Source organism: Stenotrophomonas sp. STEN014 (assembly GCF_056760315.1).
Genome location: NZ_JBRREN010000006.1, coordinates 63,851 through 84,941, shown reverse-complemented (window position 1 = coordinate 84,941; position 21,091 = coordinate 63,851). Strand labels below are relative to the sequence as shown.

The 21,091-nt window shown below is 67.2% G+C and carries 22 protein-coding genes; all 22 read left to right on the top strand.

What is annotated here, in order from left to right; all coding sequences use genetic code 11:
- Positions 1–209 precede the first annotated feature (209 nt).
- The 22 genes from fliE to ACVOMC_RS09895 all read left to right on the top strand — a co-directional run bounded on the left by fliE (position 210) and on the right by ACVOMC_RS09895 (position 21,087).
- The gene (fliE, locus tag ACVOMC_RS10000; RefSeq protein WP_054659227.1) at positions 210–566 is read left to right on the top strand and encodes a flagellar hook-basal body complex protein FliE; all 357 of its coding nucleotides are present in this window, start codon (positions 210–212) and stop codon (positions 564–566) included.
- A gap of 12 nt (positions 567–578) precedes the next feature.
- The gene (fliF, locus tag ACVOMC_RS09995; RefSeq protein ID WP_481523813.1) at positions 579–2,222 is read left to right on the top strand and encodes a flagellar basal-body MS-ring/collar protein FliF; all 1,644 of its coding nucleotides are present in this window, start codon (positions 579–581) and stop codon (positions 2,220–2,222) included.
- A 10-nt stretch (positions 2,223–2,232) separates the two neighbouring features.
- Complete coding sequence (gene fliG, locus ACVOMC_RS09990) at positions 2,233–3,219, top strand: flagellar motor switch protein FliG (protein WP_057506496.1); 987 nt, start codon at positions 2,233–2,235, stop codon at positions 3,217–3,219.
- Positions 3,216–3,854, top strand: coding sequence for a FliH/SctL family protein (locus tag ACVOMC_RS09985; RefSeq protein ID WP_481523812.1), 639 nt, complete (start codon positions 3,216–3,218; stop codon positions 3,852–3,854). The genes fliG and ACVOMC_RS09985 overlap by 4 nt, the downstream gene beginning before the upstream one ends.
- Entirely contained in the window at positions 3,851–5,230 is a 1,380-nt protein-coding gene (gene fliI / locus ACVOMC_RS09980; RefSeq protein ID WP_481523811.1) for a flagellar protein export ATPase FliI, read from the top strand. Before ACVOMC_RS09985 ends, fliI begins: the two co-directional genes overlap by 4 nt.
- Positions 5,227–5,679 (top strand): flagellar export protein FliJ, encoded by a 453-nt coding sequence (fliJ, locus tag ACVOMC_RS09975; protein ID WP_481523810.1) that lies wholly within the window; start codon positions 5,227–5,229, stop codon positions 5,677–5,679. The genes fliI and fliJ overlap by 4 nt, the downstream gene beginning before the upstream one ends.
- Positions 5,676–6,752: a flagellar hook-length control protein FliK gene (locus ACVOMC_RS09970; RefSeq protein WP_481523809.1), complete on the top strand. Its 1,077-nt coding sequence runs from the start codon at positions 5,676–5,678 to the stop codon at positions 6,750–6,752. Before fliJ ends, ACVOMC_RS09970 begins: the two co-directional genes overlap by 4 nt.
- Positions 6,753–6,903: 151 nt before the next feature.
- Positions 6,904–7,416 carry a flagellar basal body-associated FliL family protein gene (locus ACVOMC_RS09965; protein WP_481523808.1) on the top strand — a complete coding sequence of 171 codons (513 nt, stop codon included), beginning with the start codon at positions 6,904–6,906 and terminating at the stop codon, positions 7,414–7,416.
- Between the two features lie 9 nt (positions 7,417–7,425).
- The gene (gene fliM, locus ACVOMC_RS09960) at positions 7,426–8,442 is read left to right on the top strand and encodes a flagellar motor switch protein FliM (RefSeq protein ID WP_054659989.1); all 1,017 of its coding nucleotides are present in this window, start codon (positions 7,426–7,428) and stop codon (positions 8,440–8,442) included.
- A complete protein-coding gene (gene fliN, locus ACVOMC_RS09955) occupies positions 8,435–8,779 on the top strand; it encodes a flagellar motor switch protein FliN (protein ID WP_057506493.1) in 345 nt (114 codons plus the stop codon). The genes fliM and fliN overlap by 8 nt, the downstream gene beginning before the upstream one ends.
- Entirely contained in the window at positions 8,776–9,192 is a 417-nt protein-coding gene (fliO, locus tag ACVOMC_RS09950) for a flagellar biosynthetic protein FliO (protein WP_481523807.1), read from the top strand. The genes fliN and fliO overlap by 4 nt, the downstream gene beginning before the upstream one ends.
- 3 nt (positions 9,193–9,195) lie before the next feature.
- Positions 9,196–9,978, top strand: coding sequence for a flagellar type III secretion system pore protein FliP (gene fliP, locus ACVOMC_RS09945; RefSeq protein WP_481523806.1), 783 nt, complete (start codon positions 9,196–9,198; stop codon positions 9,976–9,978).
- An 11-nt stretch (positions 9,979–9,989) separates the two neighbouring features.
- Positions 9,990–10,259 (top strand): flagellar biosynthetic protein FliQ, encoded by a 270-nt coding sequence (locus ACVOMC_RS09940; protein ID WP_054659996.1) that lies wholly within the window; start codon positions 9,990–9,992, stop codon positions 10,257–10,259.
- Positions 10,260–10,267: 8 nt separating this feature from the next.
- Positions 10,268–11,059: a flagellar biosynthetic protein FliR gene (gene fliR / locus ACVOMC_RS09935; RefSeq protein ID WP_057506492.1), complete on the top strand. Its 792-nt coding sequence runs from the start codon at positions 10,268–10,270 to the stop codon at positions 11,057–11,059.
- A gap of 166 nt (positions 11,060–11,225) precedes the next feature.
- Positions 11,226–13,334, top strand: a complete 2,109-nt coding sequence (locus tag ACVOMC_RS09930; RefSeq protein ID WP_481523805.1) for a putative bifunctional diguanylate cyclase/phosphodiesterase — start codon at positions 11,226–11,228, stop codon at positions 13,332–13,334.
- A gap of 62 nt (positions 13,335–13,396) precedes the next feature.
- Positions 13,397–14,527 (top strand): flagellar biosynthesis protein FlhB, encoded by a 1,131-nt coding sequence (flhB, locus tag ACVOMC_RS09925; RefSeq protein ID WP_481523804.1) that lies wholly within the window; start codon positions 13,397–13,399, stop codon positions 14,525–14,527.
- Complete coding sequence (flhA, locus tag ACVOMC_RS09920) at positions 14,524–16,626, top strand: flagellar biosynthesis protein FlhA (protein ID WP_481523803.1); 2,103 nt, start codon at positions 14,524–14,526, stop codon at positions 16,624–16,626. Before flhB ends, flhA begins: the two co-directional genes overlap by 4 nt.
- A 150-nt stretch (positions 16,627–16,776) precedes the next feature.
- Entirely contained in the window at positions 16,777–18,447 is a 1,671-nt protein-coding gene (flhF, locus tag ACVOMC_RS09915; protein WP_481523802.1) for a flagellar biosynthesis GTPase FlhF, read from the top strand.
- Positions 18,434–19,318, top strand: coding sequence for a MinD/ParA family ATP-binding protein (locus ACVOMC_RS09910; RefSeq protein ID WP_054660045.1), 885 nt, complete (start codon positions 18,434–18,436; stop codon positions 19,316–19,318). The genes flhF and ACVOMC_RS09910 overlap by 14 nt, the downstream gene beginning before the upstream one ends.
- The gene (locus tag ACVOMC_RS09905) at positions 19,315–20,061 is read left to right on the top strand and encodes an RNA polymerase sigma factor FliA (RefSeq protein WP_054660043.1); all 747 of its coding nucleotides are present in this window, start codon (positions 19,315–19,317) and stop codon (positions 20,059–20,061) included. The genes ACVOMC_RS09910 and ACVOMC_RS09905 overlap by 4 nt, the downstream gene beginning before the upstream one ends.
- A gap of 13 nt (positions 20,062–20,074) precedes the next feature.
- Positions 20,075–20,467 (top strand): chemotaxis response regulator CheY, encoded by a 393-nt coding sequence (cheY, locus tag ACVOMC_RS09900; protein WP_054660041.1) that lies wholly within the window; start codon positions 20,075–20,077, stop codon positions 20,465–20,467.
- On the top strand, positions 20,467–21,087 hold the full coding sequence (locus ACVOMC_RS09895; RefSeq protein WP_057506489.1) for a protein phosphatase CheZ: 621 nt from the start codon (positions 20,467–20,469) through the stop codon (positions 21,085–21,087). The genes cheY and ACVOMC_RS09895 overlap by 1 nt, the downstream gene beginning before the upstream one ends.
- Positions 21,088–21,091: the final 4 nt, after the last annotated feature.

The following is a 21,091-nucleotide window of genomic DNA, read 5'->3' as shown; positions in this document are numbered from 1 at the left end:
CCGGACATAGTGCGGCCACCGACACAGCGCCCTCCGGGGCGCTTTGTCTTTGTGGCCAGCGCCGGCCTGGCGCAGCGCCAGAAACCGGACGACGGGAAATCGTCACCCGACACGGCCCATCCCGTCACCGCAGCCATTCCCCGGACCGCGAATTTAGGCACGCGACTTGCAGTTGAACAGGCAGCAACCCCGTTCCGGAATCCCGCCTGATGTCCCACTCGATCACCTCTGTTCTTTCCCAGATCCGTACCCTGCAGACCCAGGTCAGCCAAGCCGCGCCGACCGGGGACATCGCCCGCAGCAATGCCATCCAGGGACTGGGCGAAGGCAATGCAATCAATGCGCCTTCCTTCAGCCAAACCCTGCAAGGCGCGATCAAGGGCGTGAATGATGCCCAGCAGAAATCCGGCGCCCTGGCCGCCGCGTTCGAGCGCGGTGAGCCCGGTGCAGACCTGGCCCAGGTGATGGTCGCTTCGCAACAGTCCCAGATCGCCTTCCGCGCCACCGTGGAAGTCCGCAACCGTCTCGTCCAGGCTTACCAGGACGTGATGAACATGCCGCTGTAAGGATAGATCCGCATGGCACTCGCGCTCTCCAGAGACGCTCTCAATCCGGAAAAAGCCGGCGCATGGTTCGACCGCCTGCAGAGTCTGCAGATCACCCGGCGGCTGGGCTTGATGGCAATGATCGCCATCGCCGTGGCGGCGGGCCTGTTTGTGTTCTTCTGGGCGCAGAAGCCGCAGATGATGCCGCTGTACACCGGGCTGGACCAGAAGGCGACGGCAGAGGCCACCGACCTGCTGCGCGCTGCGCAGATTCCGTTCGAGCTCAATGCCACCACCGGCGCCATCAGCGTGCCGGAAAAAAACGTGCATGACGCGCGGTTGAAGCTGGCCGGCTCCGGTCTGACGGAAAGCGGCCGGCTGGGCTTTGAGCTGATGGAGCGCGATCCCGGTTTTGGTGTCAGCCAGTTCGTGGAGAACGCCCGTTACCAGCACGCGCTGGAAACCGAGCTGGTGCGTACCATCACCGCCCTGCGTCCGGTACGCGATGCGCGCGTGCATCTGGCCATTCCCAAACCCAGCGCGTTCACCCGCCAGCGTGACGTGGCCAGCGCCTCGGTGGTACTGGAGCTGCGCGGCGGCCAGCAACTGGAACGCAACCAGGTCGATGCGATCGTGCACATGGTGGCCTCCAGCATTCCGGACCTTGCTCCGGAGCGGGTGACCGTGGTCGACCAGAGCGGACGCATGCTCACCATCGCCGATCCCAACAGCGACGCCGCGCTCAATGCCGCCCAGTTCGACCAGGTGCGCCGCCTGGAAACCTCGTTCAACCAGCGCATCCGCGAACTGCTCGAGCCGATGACCGGGGCCGGCCGGGTCAATCCGGAAGTCAGCGTGGACATGGATTTTTCGGTCATCGAAGAAGCCCGTGAGCTGTACAACGCCGAGCCGCAGAAGGTCCGCAGCGAGCAGATCAGCGAAAACACCAATGCCGGTGCCGGCCCGCAGGGGATTCCCGGCGCTGCCAGCAACACCCCGCCCGGTCCGGATGCCACGGCGGCGACCGCGGCCACGGCCACGGAAAGCAGCAAGAGCGCGACCCGCAATTACGAGCTGGACCGCACCCTGCAGCACACCCGCCAGCCGGCCGGTCGCGTCAACCGCGTGTCGGTGGCGGTGCTGGTCGATCACGTGCCGCGCGCCGGTGCCAACGGCAAGCTCAGCGATCAGCCGCTCAGCGCCGCCGAACTCACCCGCGTGGAAGCGCTGGTCAAGCAGGCGGTCGGTTTCAACGCCGAGCGCGGCGATACCGTGTCGGTCATGAACGCTCCGTTCGTGCGTGAACCGGTGCCGGTCGAAGCGCCGAAGTGGTGGGAGAACCCGCAGATCCGCGATGCACTGCGTCTGGTGCTGGGGGCGATCGTGGTGCTGGCCCTGCTGTTTGGTGTGCTGCGCCCGGCCATGCGACAGATGTCCAGCCCGCCCAAGGCCTTGCCGGGTGCCGAGGACGATCCGCTCAGCGCCGATGTGCAGATCCTGGACGACGATTCCGAGATGCCGGCACTGGCTGCCGACCGTGTGCAGCTGGATGCCCCCTCGCCGCTGGCATTGCCGGTGGATGCCTACGAAGAACGCCTGCGGATGGCGCGCGAAGCGGTACAGGCCGATTCCAAGCGCGTGGCGCAGGTGGTGAAGGGGTGGGTTGCCAATGACTGACATTATTCCGATGACCGGCGTGCAACGCGCCGCCGTGCTGCTGCTCTCGCTGGGCGAGCAGGATGCCGCCGAGGTGCTCAAGCACATGGAGCCCAAGGAGGTGCAGAAGATCGGCATCGCCATGGCCACGCTCAACGATGTCACCCGCGAGCAGGTGCAGCAGGTGATGGACGAGTTCGGCGCCGCGCTGGGCAACAAGACCTCGCTGTCGGTCGGCTCGGACGACTACATCCGCAACATGCTGGTGCAGGCGCTGGGTACCGAGAAGGCCGGCAACCTGATCGACCGCATCCTGCTGGGTCGCAACACCACCGGTCTGGATGCGCTCAAGTGGATGGATCCGCGCGCGGTGGCCGACCTGGTACGCAACGAGCATCCGCAGATCATCGCCATCGTCATGGCGCACCTGGAAACCGACCAGGCCGCCGAGGCGCTCAAGCTGCTGCCCGAACGCACCCGGGTCGACGTGCTGCTGCGTATCGCCACGCTCGATGGCATCCCGCCCAACGCGCTGAACGAGTTGAACGAGATCATGGAGCGCCAGTTCGCCGGCAACCAGAACCTGAAGTCCTCCAACATCGGCGGCGTGCAGTGCGCAGCCAACATCCTGAACTTCATGGACGGTGGCCAGGACCAGGTCATCCTCACCGAGATCGGCCGCATCGATGCCCCGCTCGGCGGCCGCATCCAGGACCTGATGTTCGTGTTCGACGATCTGGTGGACCTGGACGATCGTGAAATGCAGCTGGTACTGCGCGAAGTCAGCGGCGAGCGCCTGGGTCTGGCCCTGCGTGGCGCCGACATCAAGGTGCGCGACAAGATCACCCGCAACATGTCCCAGCGTGCCGCCGAGATCCTGCTTGAAGACATGGAGGCCCGCGGTCCGGTGCGTCTGTCGGATGTGGAGACGGCGCAACGCGAGATCCTGGCTATCGTCAAACGCATGGCCGATGAGGGCACGGTCACCCTGGGCGGCAGCGCCGAGGCGATGCTGTGAGTCCGGCCGTCCGCTGGCATGCACCGGACCTGATGGCCGCTCCGGCCGTCATCGAAACCGTGTCCGAGGAGTTTCCGGAGCAGCCGCTGCCCGAGGACCCGGCGCCGCCGGCGCTGCACCTGCCGACACTGGAGGAGATCGAGGCGATGCAGGATGCGGCGCGTCACGACGGCCGCGAGGAAGGTCACGCCGAAGGCTACGCACAAGGCCAGGCCGAGGTGCGCCGGCTGATCGCGCAGATCGAAGGCATCCTCGACAACTTCACCCGGCCGCTGTCGCGTCTGGAGGATGAAGTGGTCGGCGCACTGGGCGACCTTTCGGTCCGCATCGCCGGCAACCTGGTCGGCCGCGCCTATGAAACCGATCCATCACTGCTTTCGGCGCTGGTGCACGAAGCCTTGAGCACCGTCGGCAGCAACCACCGCGATGTCGAGGTGCGCCTGCATCCGGACGATATCGCCGCGCTGGCACCGCTGCTGTCGCTGCCGGAGGGGCAACGGCTGGTGCCGGACCTGGGCCTGAGCCGTGGCGATCTGCGCGTGCATGCCGAAGCGGTCCGTATCGATGGCACCCTCGATGCGCGTCTGCGCTCGGTACTGGGCACCGTCATGCGCCGCGCCGGAGCCGGCCAGTGAGCGCCGCACCCTCCCCGCCCGAGTGGGCCGCCGCGCGCAATCTGCGCCTGGCCGCACGCCTGGAAGGCATCGCGCTGGAGGCCGGCAACGGCCGTGGCCTGATCCGCGAAGGAGTCCTGCGCCGCGCCGTCGGCCTCACCCTCGAAGCGGTCGGCTGCGAAGCGCCGATGGGCGCCAGCTGCAAAGTGGAAATCATCGACGGTGGCTGGGTCGATGCCGAAGTGGTGGGGTTCTCCGGTGACCGCACCTATCTGATGCCCAGCGCCGAGCTGCATGGCCTGCTGCCCAACGCCCGGGTCGTGCCCTCGTTCCGCCGCGGCGGCGTGGAAGTCGGCGAAGGCCTGCTTGGCCGCGTCATCGATTCGGACGGCATCCCGCTGGACGGCAAGGGCCCGATCCGCGCCGAAGGCACCGTCGGCATGGCCGGCGTGTCGATCAACCCGCTGGCGCGCGAGCCCATCACCCAGCCGCTGGACGTGGGCGTGCGTGCAATCAACGCGCTGCTGCCGATCGGCCGCGGCCAGCGCGTGGGCCTGTTCGCCGGCTCGGGCGTGGGCAAATCCACCCTGCTGGGCATGATGACCCGCTACACCGCGGCCGATGTCATCGTGGTCGGCCTGATCGGTGAGCGTGGTCGCGAAGTACGCGATTTCGTCGAATCCACCCTCGGCGAGGAGGGTCTGCGTCGCGCGGTGGTGGTGGCCAGCCCGGCCGACCGGCCACCGCTGGCGCGCCTGCATGGCGCCTACCGTGCCACCGCGATTGCCGAATGGTTCCGTGACCAGGGTTTGAATGTATTGCTGCTGATGGATTCGCTGACCCGCTTCGCCCAGGCCCAGCGCGAGATCGGCCTGTCCGTGGGCGAGCCGCCGACCACTCGCGGCTATCCGCCGTCGGTATTTGCCAAGCTGCCGGCGCTGGTCGAGCGCGCCGGCAATGGCGCCAAGGGCCGCGGTTCGATCACCGCGTTCTACACCGTGCTGACCGAAGGCGACGATCCGCAGGATCCGATCGCCGATGCCGCCCGCGCCATCCTTGACGGCCACATCCTGCTTTCGCGGCGGGTCGCCGACAGCGGTCTGTATCCGGCCATCGATGTCGAATCCTCGGTCAGCCGTGTGGTCCAGGACATCGCCGATGACACCTGGCGGGCGCGCATCCGCAAGCTCAAGCAGCTGGTGGCGGCCTATTCGGCCAACCGCGACCTGATCGCCATCGGTGCCTACCAGCGCGGCAACGATCCGGTCACCGACGAGGCGCTGGCACGCTGGCCGGAGATCATGGAATTCCTCGGCCAGGACGTGCACAACGCCGCCGATCTGGGCCACAGCCTGGATGCATTGCAACAGTTGGTAGATAGCGAGAAATCCGCATGAGTCCGTCCCGTCGTCTCGACCCGCTGCTGCGCCATGCGCAGGACCGCGAAGATGAAGTGGCCAAGGCACTGGCCGAGCGCCAGAAAACCCTGGAAATGCACCAGTCGCGCCTGTCCGAACTGCGCCAGTACGCCGATGAATATGCCAATGCGCAGCTGGCCGCGACCAGTGCCTCGCAACTGATGAACCGGCGCGCGTTCCTGGACCGGCTGGACAACGCGGTACAGACACAGAGCAAGACCGTGGACAGCAACCGCGAGCATGTCGATGCCGAACGCGCACGCCTGCTGCTGGCCTCGCGCGACAAGCAGGTGCTCGAACAGCTGGCCGCCAGCTACCGCGCGCAGGAAAAGCAGGTCGCCGAACGTCGCGACCAGCGCGAGATGGACGATCTGGGCGCACGCCGCGCACGCCTGGCAAAGCGTACCGACGACGGAGAACCGGCATGAGCATGCTGTCGATCAGCAGCGCACCGGCCCCGTCCTCCGCCAGGGACACGACCGGCGCCCTCTCCGGCAGCCGCCCGGACAGCAAACCGGGGAGCGGTTTCGACGCACTGCTGACGGCTGCGCCCGCGCCGGCCGGTGCCGACAACGCCAGCGCCGCCGAGACCCCTGCAGCGCGTCAGGATTCTGGCACCAGCACCGAATCCGAGGACGAAATCCAGGAAGAAGACGCGCCAGGCAGTGCCAATGTCGAAAAACCGGCACCGGCGGCGCCTGATGACAGCCAGGACGCCCCCTGGCCACCGCTGGGGCTGTCCGGCCTGATCCCGATGCCGCTGGAACCGGTACCGCCGCCAGCGGCATCCGCTGCGCCGGCAGCGGCCGCGACGCCTGCCGCGACCGCCATGGCCGCTCCCGCCACCGGACCGCTGCCCGGGCAGGCACTTCAGGCCATCGCGCCTGCGGCCGCTCCCCCCGCCAGCGAAGCCGTCATCGACACCATGCCCGGACAGATCGCATTGCCGGCCAATGTCCCGCCCATGCAGGTGGAAGAGCGGCAGGAAACGCCCACGCCAGTGGCATTCCAGCAGATACTGCAGAGCATGGCGACCGCGGAAGCACGCACAACGGCCGCACCGGTGGTCCTCGCCACAAGCGTCACCCCGGATGTGAACAGTCCGGAGTTTGAAGACGCCTTCGGTGCCCGCATCGGCTGGCTGGCCGACCAGAAGATCGGCCATGCCCATATCCGCGTCACTCCGCACGAGATGGGGCCGATCGAGGTGAAGCTGCAGCTTGATGGCGACCGTCTGCATGCCAGCTTCAGCAGCGCCAACGCCGACGTGCGCCAGGCGCTGGAAAGCAGCCTGCCAAGGTTGCGCGACATGCTGGGCGAACAGGGGCTGCAGCTGGCCCAGGCCGATGTCGGCCAGCAACAGAATGCGCCGGAACGCGATGCGGCGGGCACGGACGCCGGCGGCAGCAGTGATGTGCGCGACGGCGCCAGCGACGACGCCTTGCCGGCCATGAGCGGCCATTCGCTGCGGCTGCGCGGGCTGCTTGACGCCTACGCCTGAGAGCGGCGCATTCCGGCCGCCTCCGCGCTGGCGCCACGCAAGGCCCCGGCGCCCATCTGACGCCCGGTAACGCAGCCCACTTTTCCCCGTCACACCCGCGGTTCGGCACATGACTTGCATCTGACTGGAGAGCATTCCTGAGGAGCACATCGTGGCCGTAGCTGCCGACAAATCCCGCAAATCCGCCGACACCAAGGACGCCCCGGGCAAGCCCAAGCGCACGGTACTGGTCACCGCCCTGATCGCGCTGCTGGCCGCTGGCGCTGCCGGTGGCGCGGTGTGGTACTTCACCCAGGCCAAGGAGGGGGCCCCCGCCAAATCCACGGCCCCGGCCAAGCCGGCGCCGGCCCAGTACTACGCCCTGGACCCGGCGTTCGTGGTCAACATGAACAGTCCGATCGATGGCCCGCGCTACCTGCAGGTCGAAGTCCAGCTGATGACCCGCGACCCGATCGCGCTGCAGGCGCTGGAAACCCACGCCCCGGCGATCCGCGCCAAATTGCTGATGCTGTTTTCCCAGGTCAGCCCGGAGCAGATCGCCGACCGTCCCGGCAAGGAGAAACTGCAGGCGTCGGCGCTGGCCGAAGTACAGAAACTGATGACCGCTGAAACCGGCAAGAAAAGCGCCGATGACCTGCTGTTCACCAGTTTCGTGACCCAGTAAGGCGCTGCGATGAGCATCAATGACCTGCTGTCACAGGACGAGATCGACGCGCTGCTGCATGGCGTGGATTCGGGCAAAGTGGAGACCGACGAGCCGGAACCGGCGCCCGGCGAAGCCCGCACCTACGACTTCGCCAGCCAGGACCGGATCATCCGCGGGCGCATGCCCACCCTGGAAATGGTCAACGAACGCTTCGTGCGCCTGTGGCGTATCGGCCTGTTCAACCTGATCCGGCGTTCGGCCGAAATCTCGGTGCGCGGCATCGAGCTGATCAAGTTCGGCGACTACCTGCACTCGCTGTATGTGCCCACCAACCTCAACCTGGTCCGCTTCAAGCCGCTGCGTGGCACCGGCCTGATCGTGTTTGAACCGACCCTCGTGTTCGCGGTGGTGGACAACTTCTTCGGTGGTGACGGCCGTTACCACACCCGTATCGAGGGCCGCGAGTTCACCGCCACCGAGATGCGGGTGATCCAGCTGATGCTCAAGCAGGCCTTCGCCGACCTCAAGGAAGCCTGGGGCCCGGTGATGAACACCGACTTCGAGTACATCAACTCCGAGATCAACCCCCACTTCGCCAACATCGTCAGTCCGCGCGAATACGTGGTGGTGTGCCGTTTCCACGTCGAGCTGGAGAGCGGCGGTGGCGACATCCACATCACCTTGCCTTACTCGATGCTGGAGCCGATCCGCGAGCTGCTCGATGCGGGCATCCAGAGCGACCGCAACGACCGCGACGAAAGCTGGGCGGTGATGCTGCGCGAGCAGCTCAATTCGGCCGAAGTCGAGCTTTCCAGCGTGCTGGCCAAGCGCCGCATGAGCCTGCGCGAACTCACCCAGCTGAAGATCGGCGACATCCTGCCCATCGACCTGCCCCAGGAAGTCCCGCTGTGTGTGGAAGGCATCCCTGTCTTCACTGGCGAGTTCGGTGTGGCCAACGAACGCAACGCCATCAAGATCACTGCAACCCAACCGCCCGGCACCCGCAAAACGCTGCCGGCGATCCAGGAAAAATCCCATGACTGACATCGAAACCCCCGCAACCCCGCAGGCCACCCCGGCCCAGTTCGCCGATCTGCGGGCAGATGGCGTCGCCACCACCGATCTGGATCTGGATGTGATCCTGGATGTGCCGGTGACCCTGTCACTGGAAGTGGGACGCGCGCGCGTGCCGATCCGCAATCTGCTGCAGCTCAACCAGGGCTCGGTGGTGGAGCTGGAGCGCGGCGCCGGTGAATCGCTGGACGTCCTGGTCAACGGCACCCTGATCGCCCATGGCGAAGTGGTGGTGATCAACGACCGCTTCGGCGTGCGCCTGACCGACGTGGTCAGCCCCAGCGAGCGCATCCGGAGACTGCGTTGATCGCACTGCTTGCCACTGCCGCACCGGCCGCCATGGCCCAAGGCCAGCCGGCGACGGTCGGCCAGCATGCGAGCACCGCTCCGGGCATGTTCGGTGCGGTGCTGGCGCTGCTGATGGTGCTGGCGCTGATCGTCGGCCTGGGCTGGCTGCTCAAGCGCCTGCCCGGCGGCGGTTTCCGTCCCGCCGAAGGCATGAAGGTGGTGGCCAGCCTCAACGTCGGTGCCAAGGAACGTGTGGTCGTGGTCGACATCAACGGTCAGCAGCTGCTGCTGGGCGTGACCGCTGGCGGCATCAGTACCTTGCACCAGTTGCCCGAACCCTTGCCGCAGACGCCGCCACCGGCGCTGCCCAATCTCAAACAACTACCGAATTTCGCCCAGCTGCTTGCCCAGAAGCTGCGCAAGGAACCCTGAATCATGTCGGGTCATCGTCTTTCCCGCCTTTCCTGCTGGCAGTGGCTGTTGCTGCTGGCGCTGGTCGCCTTTCCGGTGCTGGCCCTGGCCACCCCGGCAGCCCCGCAGATGCCGGTGCTGCCGGATGTGAACGTCGGCAAGATCGGCAGCCAGCCGGTCAGCCTGCCGCTGCAGACCCTGCTGCTGATGACAGCCATCACCCTGCTGCCATCAATGCTGCTGGTGCTGACCGCCTTCACCCGCATCATCATCGTGCTGGGCCTGCTGCGCCAGGCGCTGGGCACCGGGCAGACGCCCTCCAACCAGATCCTGCTGGGGCTGGCGCTGTTCCTGACCGCGATGGTGATGATGCCGGTCTGGGAAAAATCCTGGAGCACCGGCATGGCGCCCTATCTGGACGGTCAGATCGACTTCCAGACCGCGTGGACCCTGACCACCCAGCCGCTGCGGGCGTTCATGCTGGCGCAGGTGCGCGATACCGACCTGATGACCTTCGCCGGCCTGGCCGGTCACGGTACCTACGCCAGCCCGGATGCGATCCCGTTCCCGGTACTGGTGGCCTCCTTTGTCACCAGCGAGTTGAAAACCGCCTTCGAGATCGGCTTCCTGATCTTCATTCCGTTCCTGATCATCGACCTGGTCGTGGCCAGCGTGCTGATGTCGATGGGCATGATGATGCTTTCGCCGATGATCATTTCCGCCCCCTTCAAGATCCTGCTGTTCGTACTGGTCGATGGCTGGGTACTGGTGGTCGGCACTCTTGCCGCCAGCTTCAACGCCGTCTGAGGAGCGATGTCTTGAGCCCTGAACTTGCCCTCACCGAACTGCGCGGTGGCCTTGTCGCCACGCTCTGGGTCGCCGGCCCGTTGCTGCTCACCGTGCTGGTGATCGGCGTGGTGGTCGGTGTGATCCAGGCGGCGACCCAGCTCAATGAACCCACCATCGCCTTCGTCGCCAAGGCCGCCGGCCTGACCGTGGCGCTGTTTGCGCTGGGCAGCCTGCTGATCGGCCATCTGGTGGAATTCACCACCTTGCTGTTCCAGCGCATTCCCCATCTGATCGGATAGGCCGCCACGTGGACAGCGCAACCCAGATGGCCATCGACGGGCAGCAGGCATTCGCCCTGATCGGCAACGTGCTGTGGATGATGCTGCGCGTGGGCGCCATGCTGATGGCGATGCCGATGGTCGGCACCCGCGCGGTGCCGGCAAGGGTACGGGCAATGCTGGCGGTCGCCCTGTCGGTGGCACTGGCTCCGATCCTGCCGCCGGTACCGGTGTGGAACGGCTTCGATGCCGCCACCGTGCTGACCATCGCCCGCGAGCTGGCGGTCGGGGTGTCGATCGGCTTCCTGCTGCGGCTGATCTTCGAAGCCGGCGCGATGGCCGGCGAAATGGTCGCGCAGGGTACCGGGCTGGCGTTTGCGCAAATGAACGATCCGATGCGCGGCGGCAGCTCCGGCGTGATCGGGCAATGGTTCTACCTGCTGTTCGGCCTGCTGTTCTTCACCGCCAACGGCCACCTGGCGCTGATTTCCCTGTTGATGGACAGCTACAAGGCCCTGCCCATCGGCACCGCCCTGCCCGATCCGCACGCCATGGCGGCGCTGGCGCCAACCCTCGCATTGCAGATCTTCCGTGGCGCACTGACCCTAGCGCTGCCGCTGACGGTGGCCATGCTGGCGGTCAATCTGGCCTTCGGCGTGCTGGCCCGCGCGGCCCCGGCCTTGAACCCGATCCAGCTGGGCCTGCCGGTATCCCTGCTGCTGGGCATGCTGCTGCTGGCACTGCTGGCCGGCGAAATGGGACCGCCGGTGCAACGCCTGCTCGACACCGCCTTCGATACCGCCCGCCAGGTCACCGGCTGATCCGCGACCGGCTGAGGCCCTTTTTGCCGCGCCGATACGCCCGCCTCTTGCTTCCCCCCCCCATGGTGTAGGTAGTCTGGGAGCCGCGCGGGTACTGCCGTGACAGCGGAGCTGCCTGCCACCTCGCACCGGGACGGTGCGGTGCGCCATCTCCGGAGGGGTCCTGATGCTCGTCGGCAGCTATAACCCGTTGTTCGTCGTGCTTTCAGTTCTGGTCGCCATTCTGGCGTCATACACGGCGCTGGACATGGCCGCCCGCGTGTCCGTCGCCGATTCGCGCCGCAGCGCCGCGCTGTGGCTGCTGGCCGGCAGCGGCGCGATGGGTGCGGGTATCTGGTCGATGCACTTCATCGGCATGCTCGCCTTCCGCCTGCCAATCCCGGTGGGCTATGACCTGTGGCTGACGCTGCAATCGCTGCTGGTGGCCATCGCCAGCGCGCTGTTCGCGCTGTGGCTGGTCTCGCGCCCGACCCTGCCGCATCTGTGGCTGGCGCTGGGCGCGCTGCTGATGGGAATAGGCATCGCCTGCATGCATTACCTCGGCATGACCGCCCTGCGCATGCATCCGCAGATCGAATACGACCGTTTCTGGTTCGCGCTGTCCATCGTGATCGCCGTTGCCGCCTCCTGGAGCGCGTTGCTCATCGCCTTCCGCCTGCGCGCCAGCGACCACCCGCTGCCGGCGCGTCTGGCCGCCGCTGTCGTGCTGGGGCTGGCGATCGTCGGCATGCACTACACCGGCATGGCCGCGGCGCATTTTGCCGAGGGCAGTGTCTGCGCCGCGGCCGGTACGGGCGGGCTGCCAACCGAATGGCTGGCCGCCTTCGTGGTGGTGGTATCGGTCGCGGTGATCGGCGTGACGCTGCTGGTCTCGCTGCTGGAACAACGTACCCGGAGCCGGCTGCTGCACCTGCGCAACTCCATGCTGGCCGCCTCGCTGGACGACGCGCGCAAGGAGCTGTTCCACGCCAACCTGCACGACCCGCTGACCGGCCTGCCCAACCGCCAGCGGGCGCTTGAACGGATCGACCAGCAGATAGCCAGCGCCCGCGACGCCGGCCACAGTCTGGCCGTGCTCTCGCTGGATCTGGACGAGTTGCGCCAGATCAACGGCGCCTTCGGCCATCATGTCGGAGACACCGTCCTGGTCGGCGTGTCCGAACGCCTCAGGCAGCTGATGTGCGCCCGGGATCTGGTCGCCCGGCTCGGTGGCGACCAGTTCGTGATCGCCACGCCGATTGAGGACGAGCCAGCGGCCAGACGACTGGCCGAGCGCGTCATCACCGCGATCAACACCCTGCGCGTGGGCGGCCGCGACATGCGCGTGACCTGCAGTATCGGCGTGGCCCTGCTCAGCGCCGACACCGAGGCCGGCCAGTCGCTGGTATCGCTGTCGGAGATCGCGATGCGCCACGCGCAGCAGGCCGGGCGCAACATCCACGCGGTCTATGCCGAGTGGATGAAGGGCAGCGTCGAGCAGGATATCCGCCTGCTCGCGGACCTGCGCTCGGCCATCGGCACGCCGCAACTGCTGCTGCATTACCAGCCTCGCATCCATGCCAACAGCGGCCGTGTCGGCGGGGCCGAAGCGCTGCTGCGCTGGCGCCATCCCGAACATGGCCTGATCCCGTGCGAACGGGTGATCCGGCTGGCCGAACAGCACGACCTGATGGAGCCGCTGGGCAAGTGGGTGTTGAACGAGGCCTGCCGGCAGATGCGCAGCTGGCAGGATGCCGGTCACCAGGACTGGCGGATATCGGTCAACCTGTCCAGCCGCCAGCTCGGTTCGGGCCAGCTGCTGGGCCAGGTCCGCCAGATCCTGGAGCACAACGGACTGCACCCCTCGCGCCTGATCCTTGAAATCAGCGAAAGCGTGGTGATGCACGATGCCGACACCACCTCCACCTCGTTGCGCGCGCTGGCGGCGCTGGGCATCGGCATTTCCATCGACGACTTCGGCACCGGCTACTCCAGCCTGCTGCAGCTCAAGCGCCTGCCCGCCACCGAGTTGAAGATCGACCGGGCCTTCATCCTGGCGGTGGAAGAGAGCGACGAGGATGTGGTGATCATCTCGGCCATCATCGCGCTGGGCCATGCGCTGAACATGGACGTCGTCGCCGAGGGCATAGAAACGCAGGGCCAGCGTACCTATATCGAGCGTCTGGGCTGCGACTACCTGCAAGGCAACCAGCTCGGCCAGCCGGTCAGTGCCGAAAGCTTCATGCGCCTGCATGGCGGCGTGGCGCTTCCGGCGGTGGACCACAGCGGACCCTGAGCGCCGCGGCGAGCGGAACGCTTCTTGCACGGAGACAGTGAGCTCCCCTTCCGTGCCGCGTGATGTCCGAGAACGACCAGTCCGGCGAAAAGACCGAACTTCCCACCGAAAAACGCCTGCGCGACGCCCGCGAACAGGGCAACATCCCGCGTTCGCGCGAGCTGGCCACCGCCGCGGTGTTCAGCGCGGGCGTGCTGGCCATCTACGCCATGGCCGGCACCATCGGCAGCGGCACCCGCAGCTGGTTACGGGGCGCCCTGACCCCGGAGGCGGCGCTGTTCCGCAACCCTGACGCGCTGTTCGGGCACGCCGGCTGGCTGCTGTTGAAGTTGATGGTGGCCATTTCACCGCTGATCCTGGTGTGCGTGCTGGCCAGCTTTGTGGCCCCGGTGGTGATGGGTGGCCTGCGCGTCTCGCAGAAGGCGCTGATGCCGGATTTCAACCGGCTCAATCCGATGAGCGGGCTCAAGCGGCAGTACGGTCCGGAAGCCCTGGCCGAACTGGCCAAGTCCCTGTTGCGGATCGTATTCGTCGGCACCGCCGCCGGGCTGTGCATGTGGCATGGCATGGACCGCTTGCGCGGGCTGCTGCGCATGCCGCTGGAGAGCGCGGCAAGCAGCGGGTTCGGCTTCACCTTGCAGCTGCTGCTGGCCACCGCCGGGGCGATGTGCCTGCTGGCGGCCATCGACGCGCCGTACCAGAAGTGGAACTGGCTGCGGAAGCTGAAGATGACCCGCGAGGAGCTCAAGCGCGAGCTCAAGGAAAGCGAAGGCAGCCCCGAGATCAAGGGCCGCATCCGCCAGATGCAGATGCAGCTGTCGCAGCGGCGGATGATGGAAGCAGTACCCGGCGCCGACGTCGTCGTGGTCAACCCGACCCATTACGCGGTGGCGCTGAAGTACGAAGGTGGCCGCATGAACGCGCCGACGGTGGTGGCCCGCGGTGTCGATGAGCTGGCCCTGCGCATCCGCCAGGTGGCCGACGGCAACAAGGTCGCCATCGTCTCCGCTCCGCCTTTGGCACGCGCCTTGTATAGAGAAGGGCAACTCGGCAAGGAAATTCCCGTGAGACTGTATTCGGCTGTTGCCCAGGTCCTGTCCTACGTCTACCAGCTGCGCCAGTGGCGCACCGGACCCATGCCCGCGCAACCGCCGTTCGAGGTGGATGAGTTCGGCAAGGCAGGCACACCATGAGCATGCAATCGATGCCATTTGGCGTGCGCCGGGTGCTGGAGATGATGCGCAACGGGCTGGGAACGCCGTTGATCGTGCTGGCGCTGCTGGCGATGGTGGTGATGCCACTGGCCGCGCCGGTGCTGGATGCACTGTTCACCTTCAACATCGCCATTTCGCTGATGGTGCTGCTGGCGGTGGTCTATGTGCAGCGGCCGCTGGATTTCACCATCTTCCCGATCGTGCTGCTGATCACCACGATGCTGCGGCTGGCACTGAACGTGGCCTCCACCCGGGTGATCCTGCTCAATGGCCAGAATGGCCACGAGGCGGCCGGCAAGGTGATCGCCTCGTTCGGCGAATTCGTGATCGGCGGCAACTATGCCGTCGGCATCGTGGTGTTCGCGATCCTGACCATCATCAACTTCGTGGTCATCACCAAGGGCGCCGGACGCGTGTCCGAAGTGGCCGCACGCTTCACCCTCGATGCCATGCCCGGCAAGCAGATGGCCATCGATGCCGACCTCAACGCCGGTTTGCTGACGCGCGAGGAAGCCAAGATCCGTCGCGAGGAAGTCCGCGAGGAAGCCGATTTCTACGGTGCGATGGATGGCGCCAACAAGTTCATCCGCGGTGATGCGATCGCCGGCATCCTGATCCTGTTCATCAATCTGCTCGGCGGCCTGGCCGTTGGCGTGCTGCAGCACGGCATGCCGTTCGGCGACGCGGCCGCCACCTACACCCTGCTGTCCATCGGTGACGGTCTGGTCGCGCAGCTGCCGGCGCTGCTGGTGTCCAGCGCGGTCGCACTGCTGGTCACCCGCGCCTCGCGCAAGCAGGACATGAGCCAGGCGATGATGGGCCAGGTGTTCGGCCAGTACCGTGCCCTGGCCATCGCCGCCGGCATCATCGGCCTGGTCGGCCTGGTGCCGGGCATGCCCAACGTCGCCTTCCTGACGCTGGCGGCGATTCTCGGCTTCCTGGCCTGGAAGTTCTGGAAACGTGACGGCGCCGCGGCCGCCAGCGGCGCCGATCCGGCCACCGCGCCCGGCGACATCCCGGGCCTGTCCCCGCCGCAGCCGGCCCCTACCGCCGAGCTGACCTGGGACGAACTGCGCCCGATCGATCCGCTGGGTCTGGAAGTCGGCTACCGTTTGATTCCGCTGGTGGACAAGGCCCAGGGCGGCGAGTTGATGGCGCGCATCAAGGGCGTACGCCGCAAGCTCACCCAGGATGTCGGTTTCCTGATTCCCTCGGTGCATATCCGCGACAACCTGGAGCTGCCGGCGACCGGCTACCGGCTGCTGATCCACGGGGTGCCGGTGGCCAGCGCCGAGATCCATCCCGACCGCGAACTGGCGCTGGATCCGGGTAGCGCACTGGGCCAGCTGGACGGTATTCCCGGCAAGGACCCGGCGTTCGGCCTGGACGCTACCTGGATCCAGCCACACCAGCGCGCCCATGCCGAGTCGATGGGCTACACCGTGGTCGACCCGGCCACCGTGGTCGCCACGCACCTGTCGCACCTGATCCGCGAACACGCGCCCGAGCTGCTCGGCCACGAGGAAGTGCAGCAGCTGCTGGCCACGCTGGCCAAGAGCGCGCCCAAGCTGGTGGAAGATCTCACCCCCAAGGCGCTGCCGATTTCCGTGGTCGCCCGCGTGCTGCAGAACCTGCTCACCGAGCGCATCCCGGTACGGCAGCTGCGCAAGATCGCCGAAGCCCTGGTGGAGAACGCCCCGCAGACCCAGGACCCGGCCATCCTCACCGCTGCCGTGCGCAACGCGCTGGGCCGTTTCATCGTGCAGGAGATCGCCGGAATGTCGGCCGAGCTGCCGGTGTTCACCCTCAACCCGCAATTGGAACGGGTCTTGCAGGAATCCACGCAAGGCAATGGTGCCGCACTGGAACCGGGTCTCGCCGAACGCCTCCATCAGAGTCTTGCCGAATGTGTGGGCAAGCAGGAGGCGCGCAACGAGCCGGCGGTGGTGCTGGTACCAGGCCCGGTCCGCGCCGCACTCGCCCGGATGGTCCGCCACAGCGTGCCCTCGCTGTCGGTGCTGGCCTACAGCGAAGTGCCGGAAGACAAGCGCCTGAAACTGGTCGGCACGATCAGTTGAGGCACTGGAAACCGGCACCCGCGACGGAAAACAGACATCTGAACCCTATCCGCAGCAATGAAGGACGAAGGAGCACCTCCCGCCATGCATGACATTGCCAACGCCCCCTCGCCTTCCTTGCAACCGCACTCCAATTCCCGGTACCACAGCATGAAAATCAAACGTTTCGTCGCCGCCGATATGCGTACGGCCATGAACCTGGTGCGCAAGGAGCACGGCCCGGATGCCGTGATCCTGTCCAACCGGCGGATCGAGGAAGGTGTCGAGATCGTGGCGGCCGCCAGCTACGACGAAGCCGTGGTGCAGCGCGCACTGGAAGCGGCCCGCCCGGCCCCGCCAGCGCCGCCCAAGCCGCGCAGCGCCGCCGAAGCGATCATGGCCGCCGTGACCCGCCGCAAGGCGCCGGAGCCGGAAGCCGTCATTCCCACCACTTCGGCGGTGGCCGCGCTGGCCCGCTCGGCCGTGGGCGCCACCGGCCGCTCCATCGAGAGCAGCACCGACCTGCCCGCCCGCGGCCGTTTCGCCGCGATGCTGCAGCCGCGCCCGGAACCCGCCCCGGCAGCGACAGTGCCGCCGCCGCAGACGTTCGCCACACTGCCGCCGTGTGATGACGAGCCGGTGGTGCCGGCCTTCCTCGCGCCGGGCAGCGCCAGGCAGCCGGTTGCCGTTGCCGCCTCGCAGCCGCTGCAGGCCGCGCCCGTGCCAGCGCTCAACCGCGCCAATTTCCTGATCGATCCACCGCTGGAACCCGCGGCGGAGCCCACCTTTGAAGTGGCGCCCGCTGCGGAAGCTGCCAGCACGCCGGGGACCCCGCCACAGCTGCCGGCCTTGCCGGAACCGGCCGCGGCACCTGCCATCTCCACGGCGGCGGCCGCCCCGACGCTGGTCGCCGTGGCCAGCCCGGTCCCGCACGACGATGCGCAGATGCGCGAGTTGCGCCAGGAAGTGGCCGGCATGCGCCAGCTGATCGAGCGCGAGATGAACCGCTTCACCGATGAGCGCCTGCGCGGCAGCGCCGTGCGGGCCAGCGCGCTGGACCTGATGGACGAATACGGCTTCGACGCCGGCCTGGCCCGGGACGTGGTCATGCAGATTCCGCTGGAGACCGATCCGGCCCGCGCCCGTGGCCTGATGCTGGGGCTGGTCTCGAAGAAGCTGCCGATCGCGCCGATCGACCCGATCGAAAGCGGCGGCGTCATCGCCCTGGTCGGCCCCACCGGCGCCGGCAAGACCACCACCATCGCCAAGCTGGCCTCGCGTTTCGCCGAAGCCCACGCCGCCCGCGACGTGGCCCTGGTCACCACCGACACCCAGCGCATCGGCGCCCGCGAGCAGCTCTACGGCTTCGGCCGCCAGCTCGGCGTGGCCGTGCACGAGGCCAACAGCGGCACCAATCTCACCCAGCTGCTGGAGCGCCTGGCCGACTACAAGCTGGTGCTGATCGACACCGCCGGCCTGGGCCAGCGCGACCGCGCCCTGGCCGCCCAGCTGCAGTGGCTGCGCGCCGCCGGCCAGATCCGCACCTTGCTGGTACTGCCTGCCAATACCAGTTTCCAGGACATGGACGAGGTGGTACGCCGCTTCGGCGCCGCCAATCCGCAGGGGCTGGTGCTGACCAAGCTCGATGAGACCGGCCGGTTCGGTTCGGCGCTGTCGGTGGCGGTGGACCACAACCTGCCGATCACCTGGGTGACCGACGGCCAGGACGTGCCGGAGGACCTGCATCGCGCCTCGGCGGCGAATCTTGTACTTCGCCTTGAAGATTTGCGCCGCGCGGCCGATATGCCCTGCAACCTGGAGTCCAACAATGCCGTCGCGTGAGTACGCCCAACTGACCAACACCTTCCCGCTTTCGGCCACGCGTCGCGAGCCGGCCGGTCCGGTACGCACGATTGCGATCACCGGCGGCAAGGGCGGCGTGGGTAAAACCAACGTCTCGGCCAATATGGCCGTCGCCCTGGCCGGCATGGGCAAACGCACCCTGCTGCTGGACGCCGACCTGGGCCTGGCCAACATCGACGTGATCCTGGGCCTGCAGCCCAAGCACACCCTGGCCGACCTGGTCGCCGGGCGCTGCACGCTGGACGAGGTGATCATCGAAGGCCCCAACGGCGTGCTGGTGGTGCCGGCCGCATCCGGTCGACGGCACATGGCCGAGCTGCAGCCGGCCGAGCATGTCGGTCTGGTCAACGTGTTCTCCGAGCTCGAGCGCGAGCTGGACGTGATGATCATCGACACCGCTGCCGGCATCACCGACAGCGTGCTGACCTTCTGCCAGGCCGCGCAGGACACGGTGGTGGTGGTCTGCGACGAACCGGCCTCGATCACCGACGCCTATGCGCTGATCAAGGTGCTCTCGCGCGAACGCGGCGTGGACCGCATGCAGGTCGTGGCCAACATGGTGCGCGACCCCAACGAAGGCCGTGTGCTGTACGAGAAGCTGGTGCGCGTGTGCGACAAATTCCTGGCGGATGTATCGCTGAATTACCTGGGCTGCGTGCCGCAGGACGACTGGCTGCGCCTGTCGGTGCAGCGCCAGCAGCCGGTGGTGAAGGCGTATCCGTCTTCGCCGGCCGCGCTGGCCCTCCAGGAAATCGCGCTGCGAACCTCGCGCTGGGAAGCCCCGACCGAAGCCCGCGGCGGCGTCGAGTTCTTCCTGGAACGCATCATCCAGCGCGGGGTGCCTGCATGAATCCCGCCGCCCAGTACCGTGAAGTGCAACGCGCCAGCAGCAATGACTGCATCGCCCAGCACGCGGACCTGGTACGCCGCATCGCCCATCACATGGCCGCGCGCCTGCCGGCCAGCGTGGAGATCGACGATCTGATCCAGGCAGGCATGATGGGTCTGCTGGAAGCATCGCGCAGCTACGATGCCGACCAGGGAGCATCGTTCGAGACCTATGCCTCGATCCGCATCCGCGGCTCGATGATCGACGAGATCCGGCGCGGCGACTGGGTGCCACGCTCGGTGCACCGGCGTGCCCGTGAAGCGGCCGGCACCATCCGCCGGCTGGAGCAGGCCAGCGGCCGTGCCGCCAGCGCTACCGAGGTGGCCGAGGCCATGGACATCCCGCTGCCCGAGTACATGCGGCTGATCGAAGACGCCTCGCGTGGCCAGGTGCTGAGCCTGGAATCGCGGATCGAGGACCAGGGCGAGCTGGACACGCCGGCCAGCGGCGGCCCGACCCCGCAGCAGATGCTCGAACGCAGCCAGTTCGGCGCCGAACTGGGCAAGGCCATCGCCCAGTTGCCCGAGCGCGAACAGCTGGTGCTCTCGCTCTACTACGAGCAGGAATTGAACCTGAAGGAAATCGGCGCGGTACTGGGTGTCAGCGAATCGCGTGTCTGCCAGATCCACGGCCAGGCCACGCTGCGCCTGCGCGGCCGATTGAAGATATTCGAGGCGGCAGACGCCGGTCTCGAGGAACCATGAAGAGGAAAGCCCTTTGAACAAGAACATGCGCATCCTGATCGTCGACGACTTCTCGACCATGCGCCGCATCGTCAAGAACCTGCTCGGCGACCTGGGCTTCACCAATACCGCGGAAGCCGAGGACGGGCATGCGGCGCTGTCGCTGCTGCAGAGCCAGCCGTTCGATTTCGTTGTCACCGACTGGAACATGCCGGTGATGACCGGCATCGAGCTGCTCAAGGCGATCCGCGCCGACGCCAGGCTCAAGACCCTGCCGGTGCTGATGGTCACCGCCGAGGCCAAGCGCGAACAGATCATCGAAGCGGCCCAGGCCGGCGTGAACGGCTACATCATCAAGCCGTTCACCGCGCAGACCCTGGAAGAAAAGCTCGGCAAGATCTTCGAGCGTCTGGCGGCGAGCGCCTGATGGCCGGTCACAGCGAAACCCTGGGCGACAAGAGCGCCCTGATCCAGCGCCTGCAGGATGCACTGGCCGCATTGGAGAGCGGTGACGAAGCCGGCTGGCGTCGCGAGATCGACGCGCTGGCCGCGCTGCGCACCCAGCCGATGATGGCCGGCCTGGGCCGGCTGGCCCGCGAACTGGGCCAGGCGCTGGGCGAACTGCCCAGCATCACCACCGATGCCGGCGAACTGGACGATGCCTGCGCGCGCCTGGACCACGTGGTCGAGATGACCGAAAAAGCGACCCATCGCACGCTGGACCTGGCCGAGGAATGCCGCACGCTGACCGAACAGCTGCGCGCCGAAGGCCTGAATCCCGGACAGGACGTGATCCTGGACCGCATCCGCCACAACCTCACCGAGGTGGCGCTGACCCAGAGCTACCAGGACCTGACCGGGCAGATCATCCGTCGCGTGGTCGGCATCGTCCGCCGCGTGCACGAAGGCTTCGGTGCGCTGGGGCTGCCGCCACCGGAGGAAGACGCACGCAATGCCGGGCTGGCTGGCCCGGCGGTCAGCGGCCTGGACCGCCACGCCGTCTCCCAGCATGACGCTGACGACCTGCTCTCGGATCTGGGGCTGTAAACAC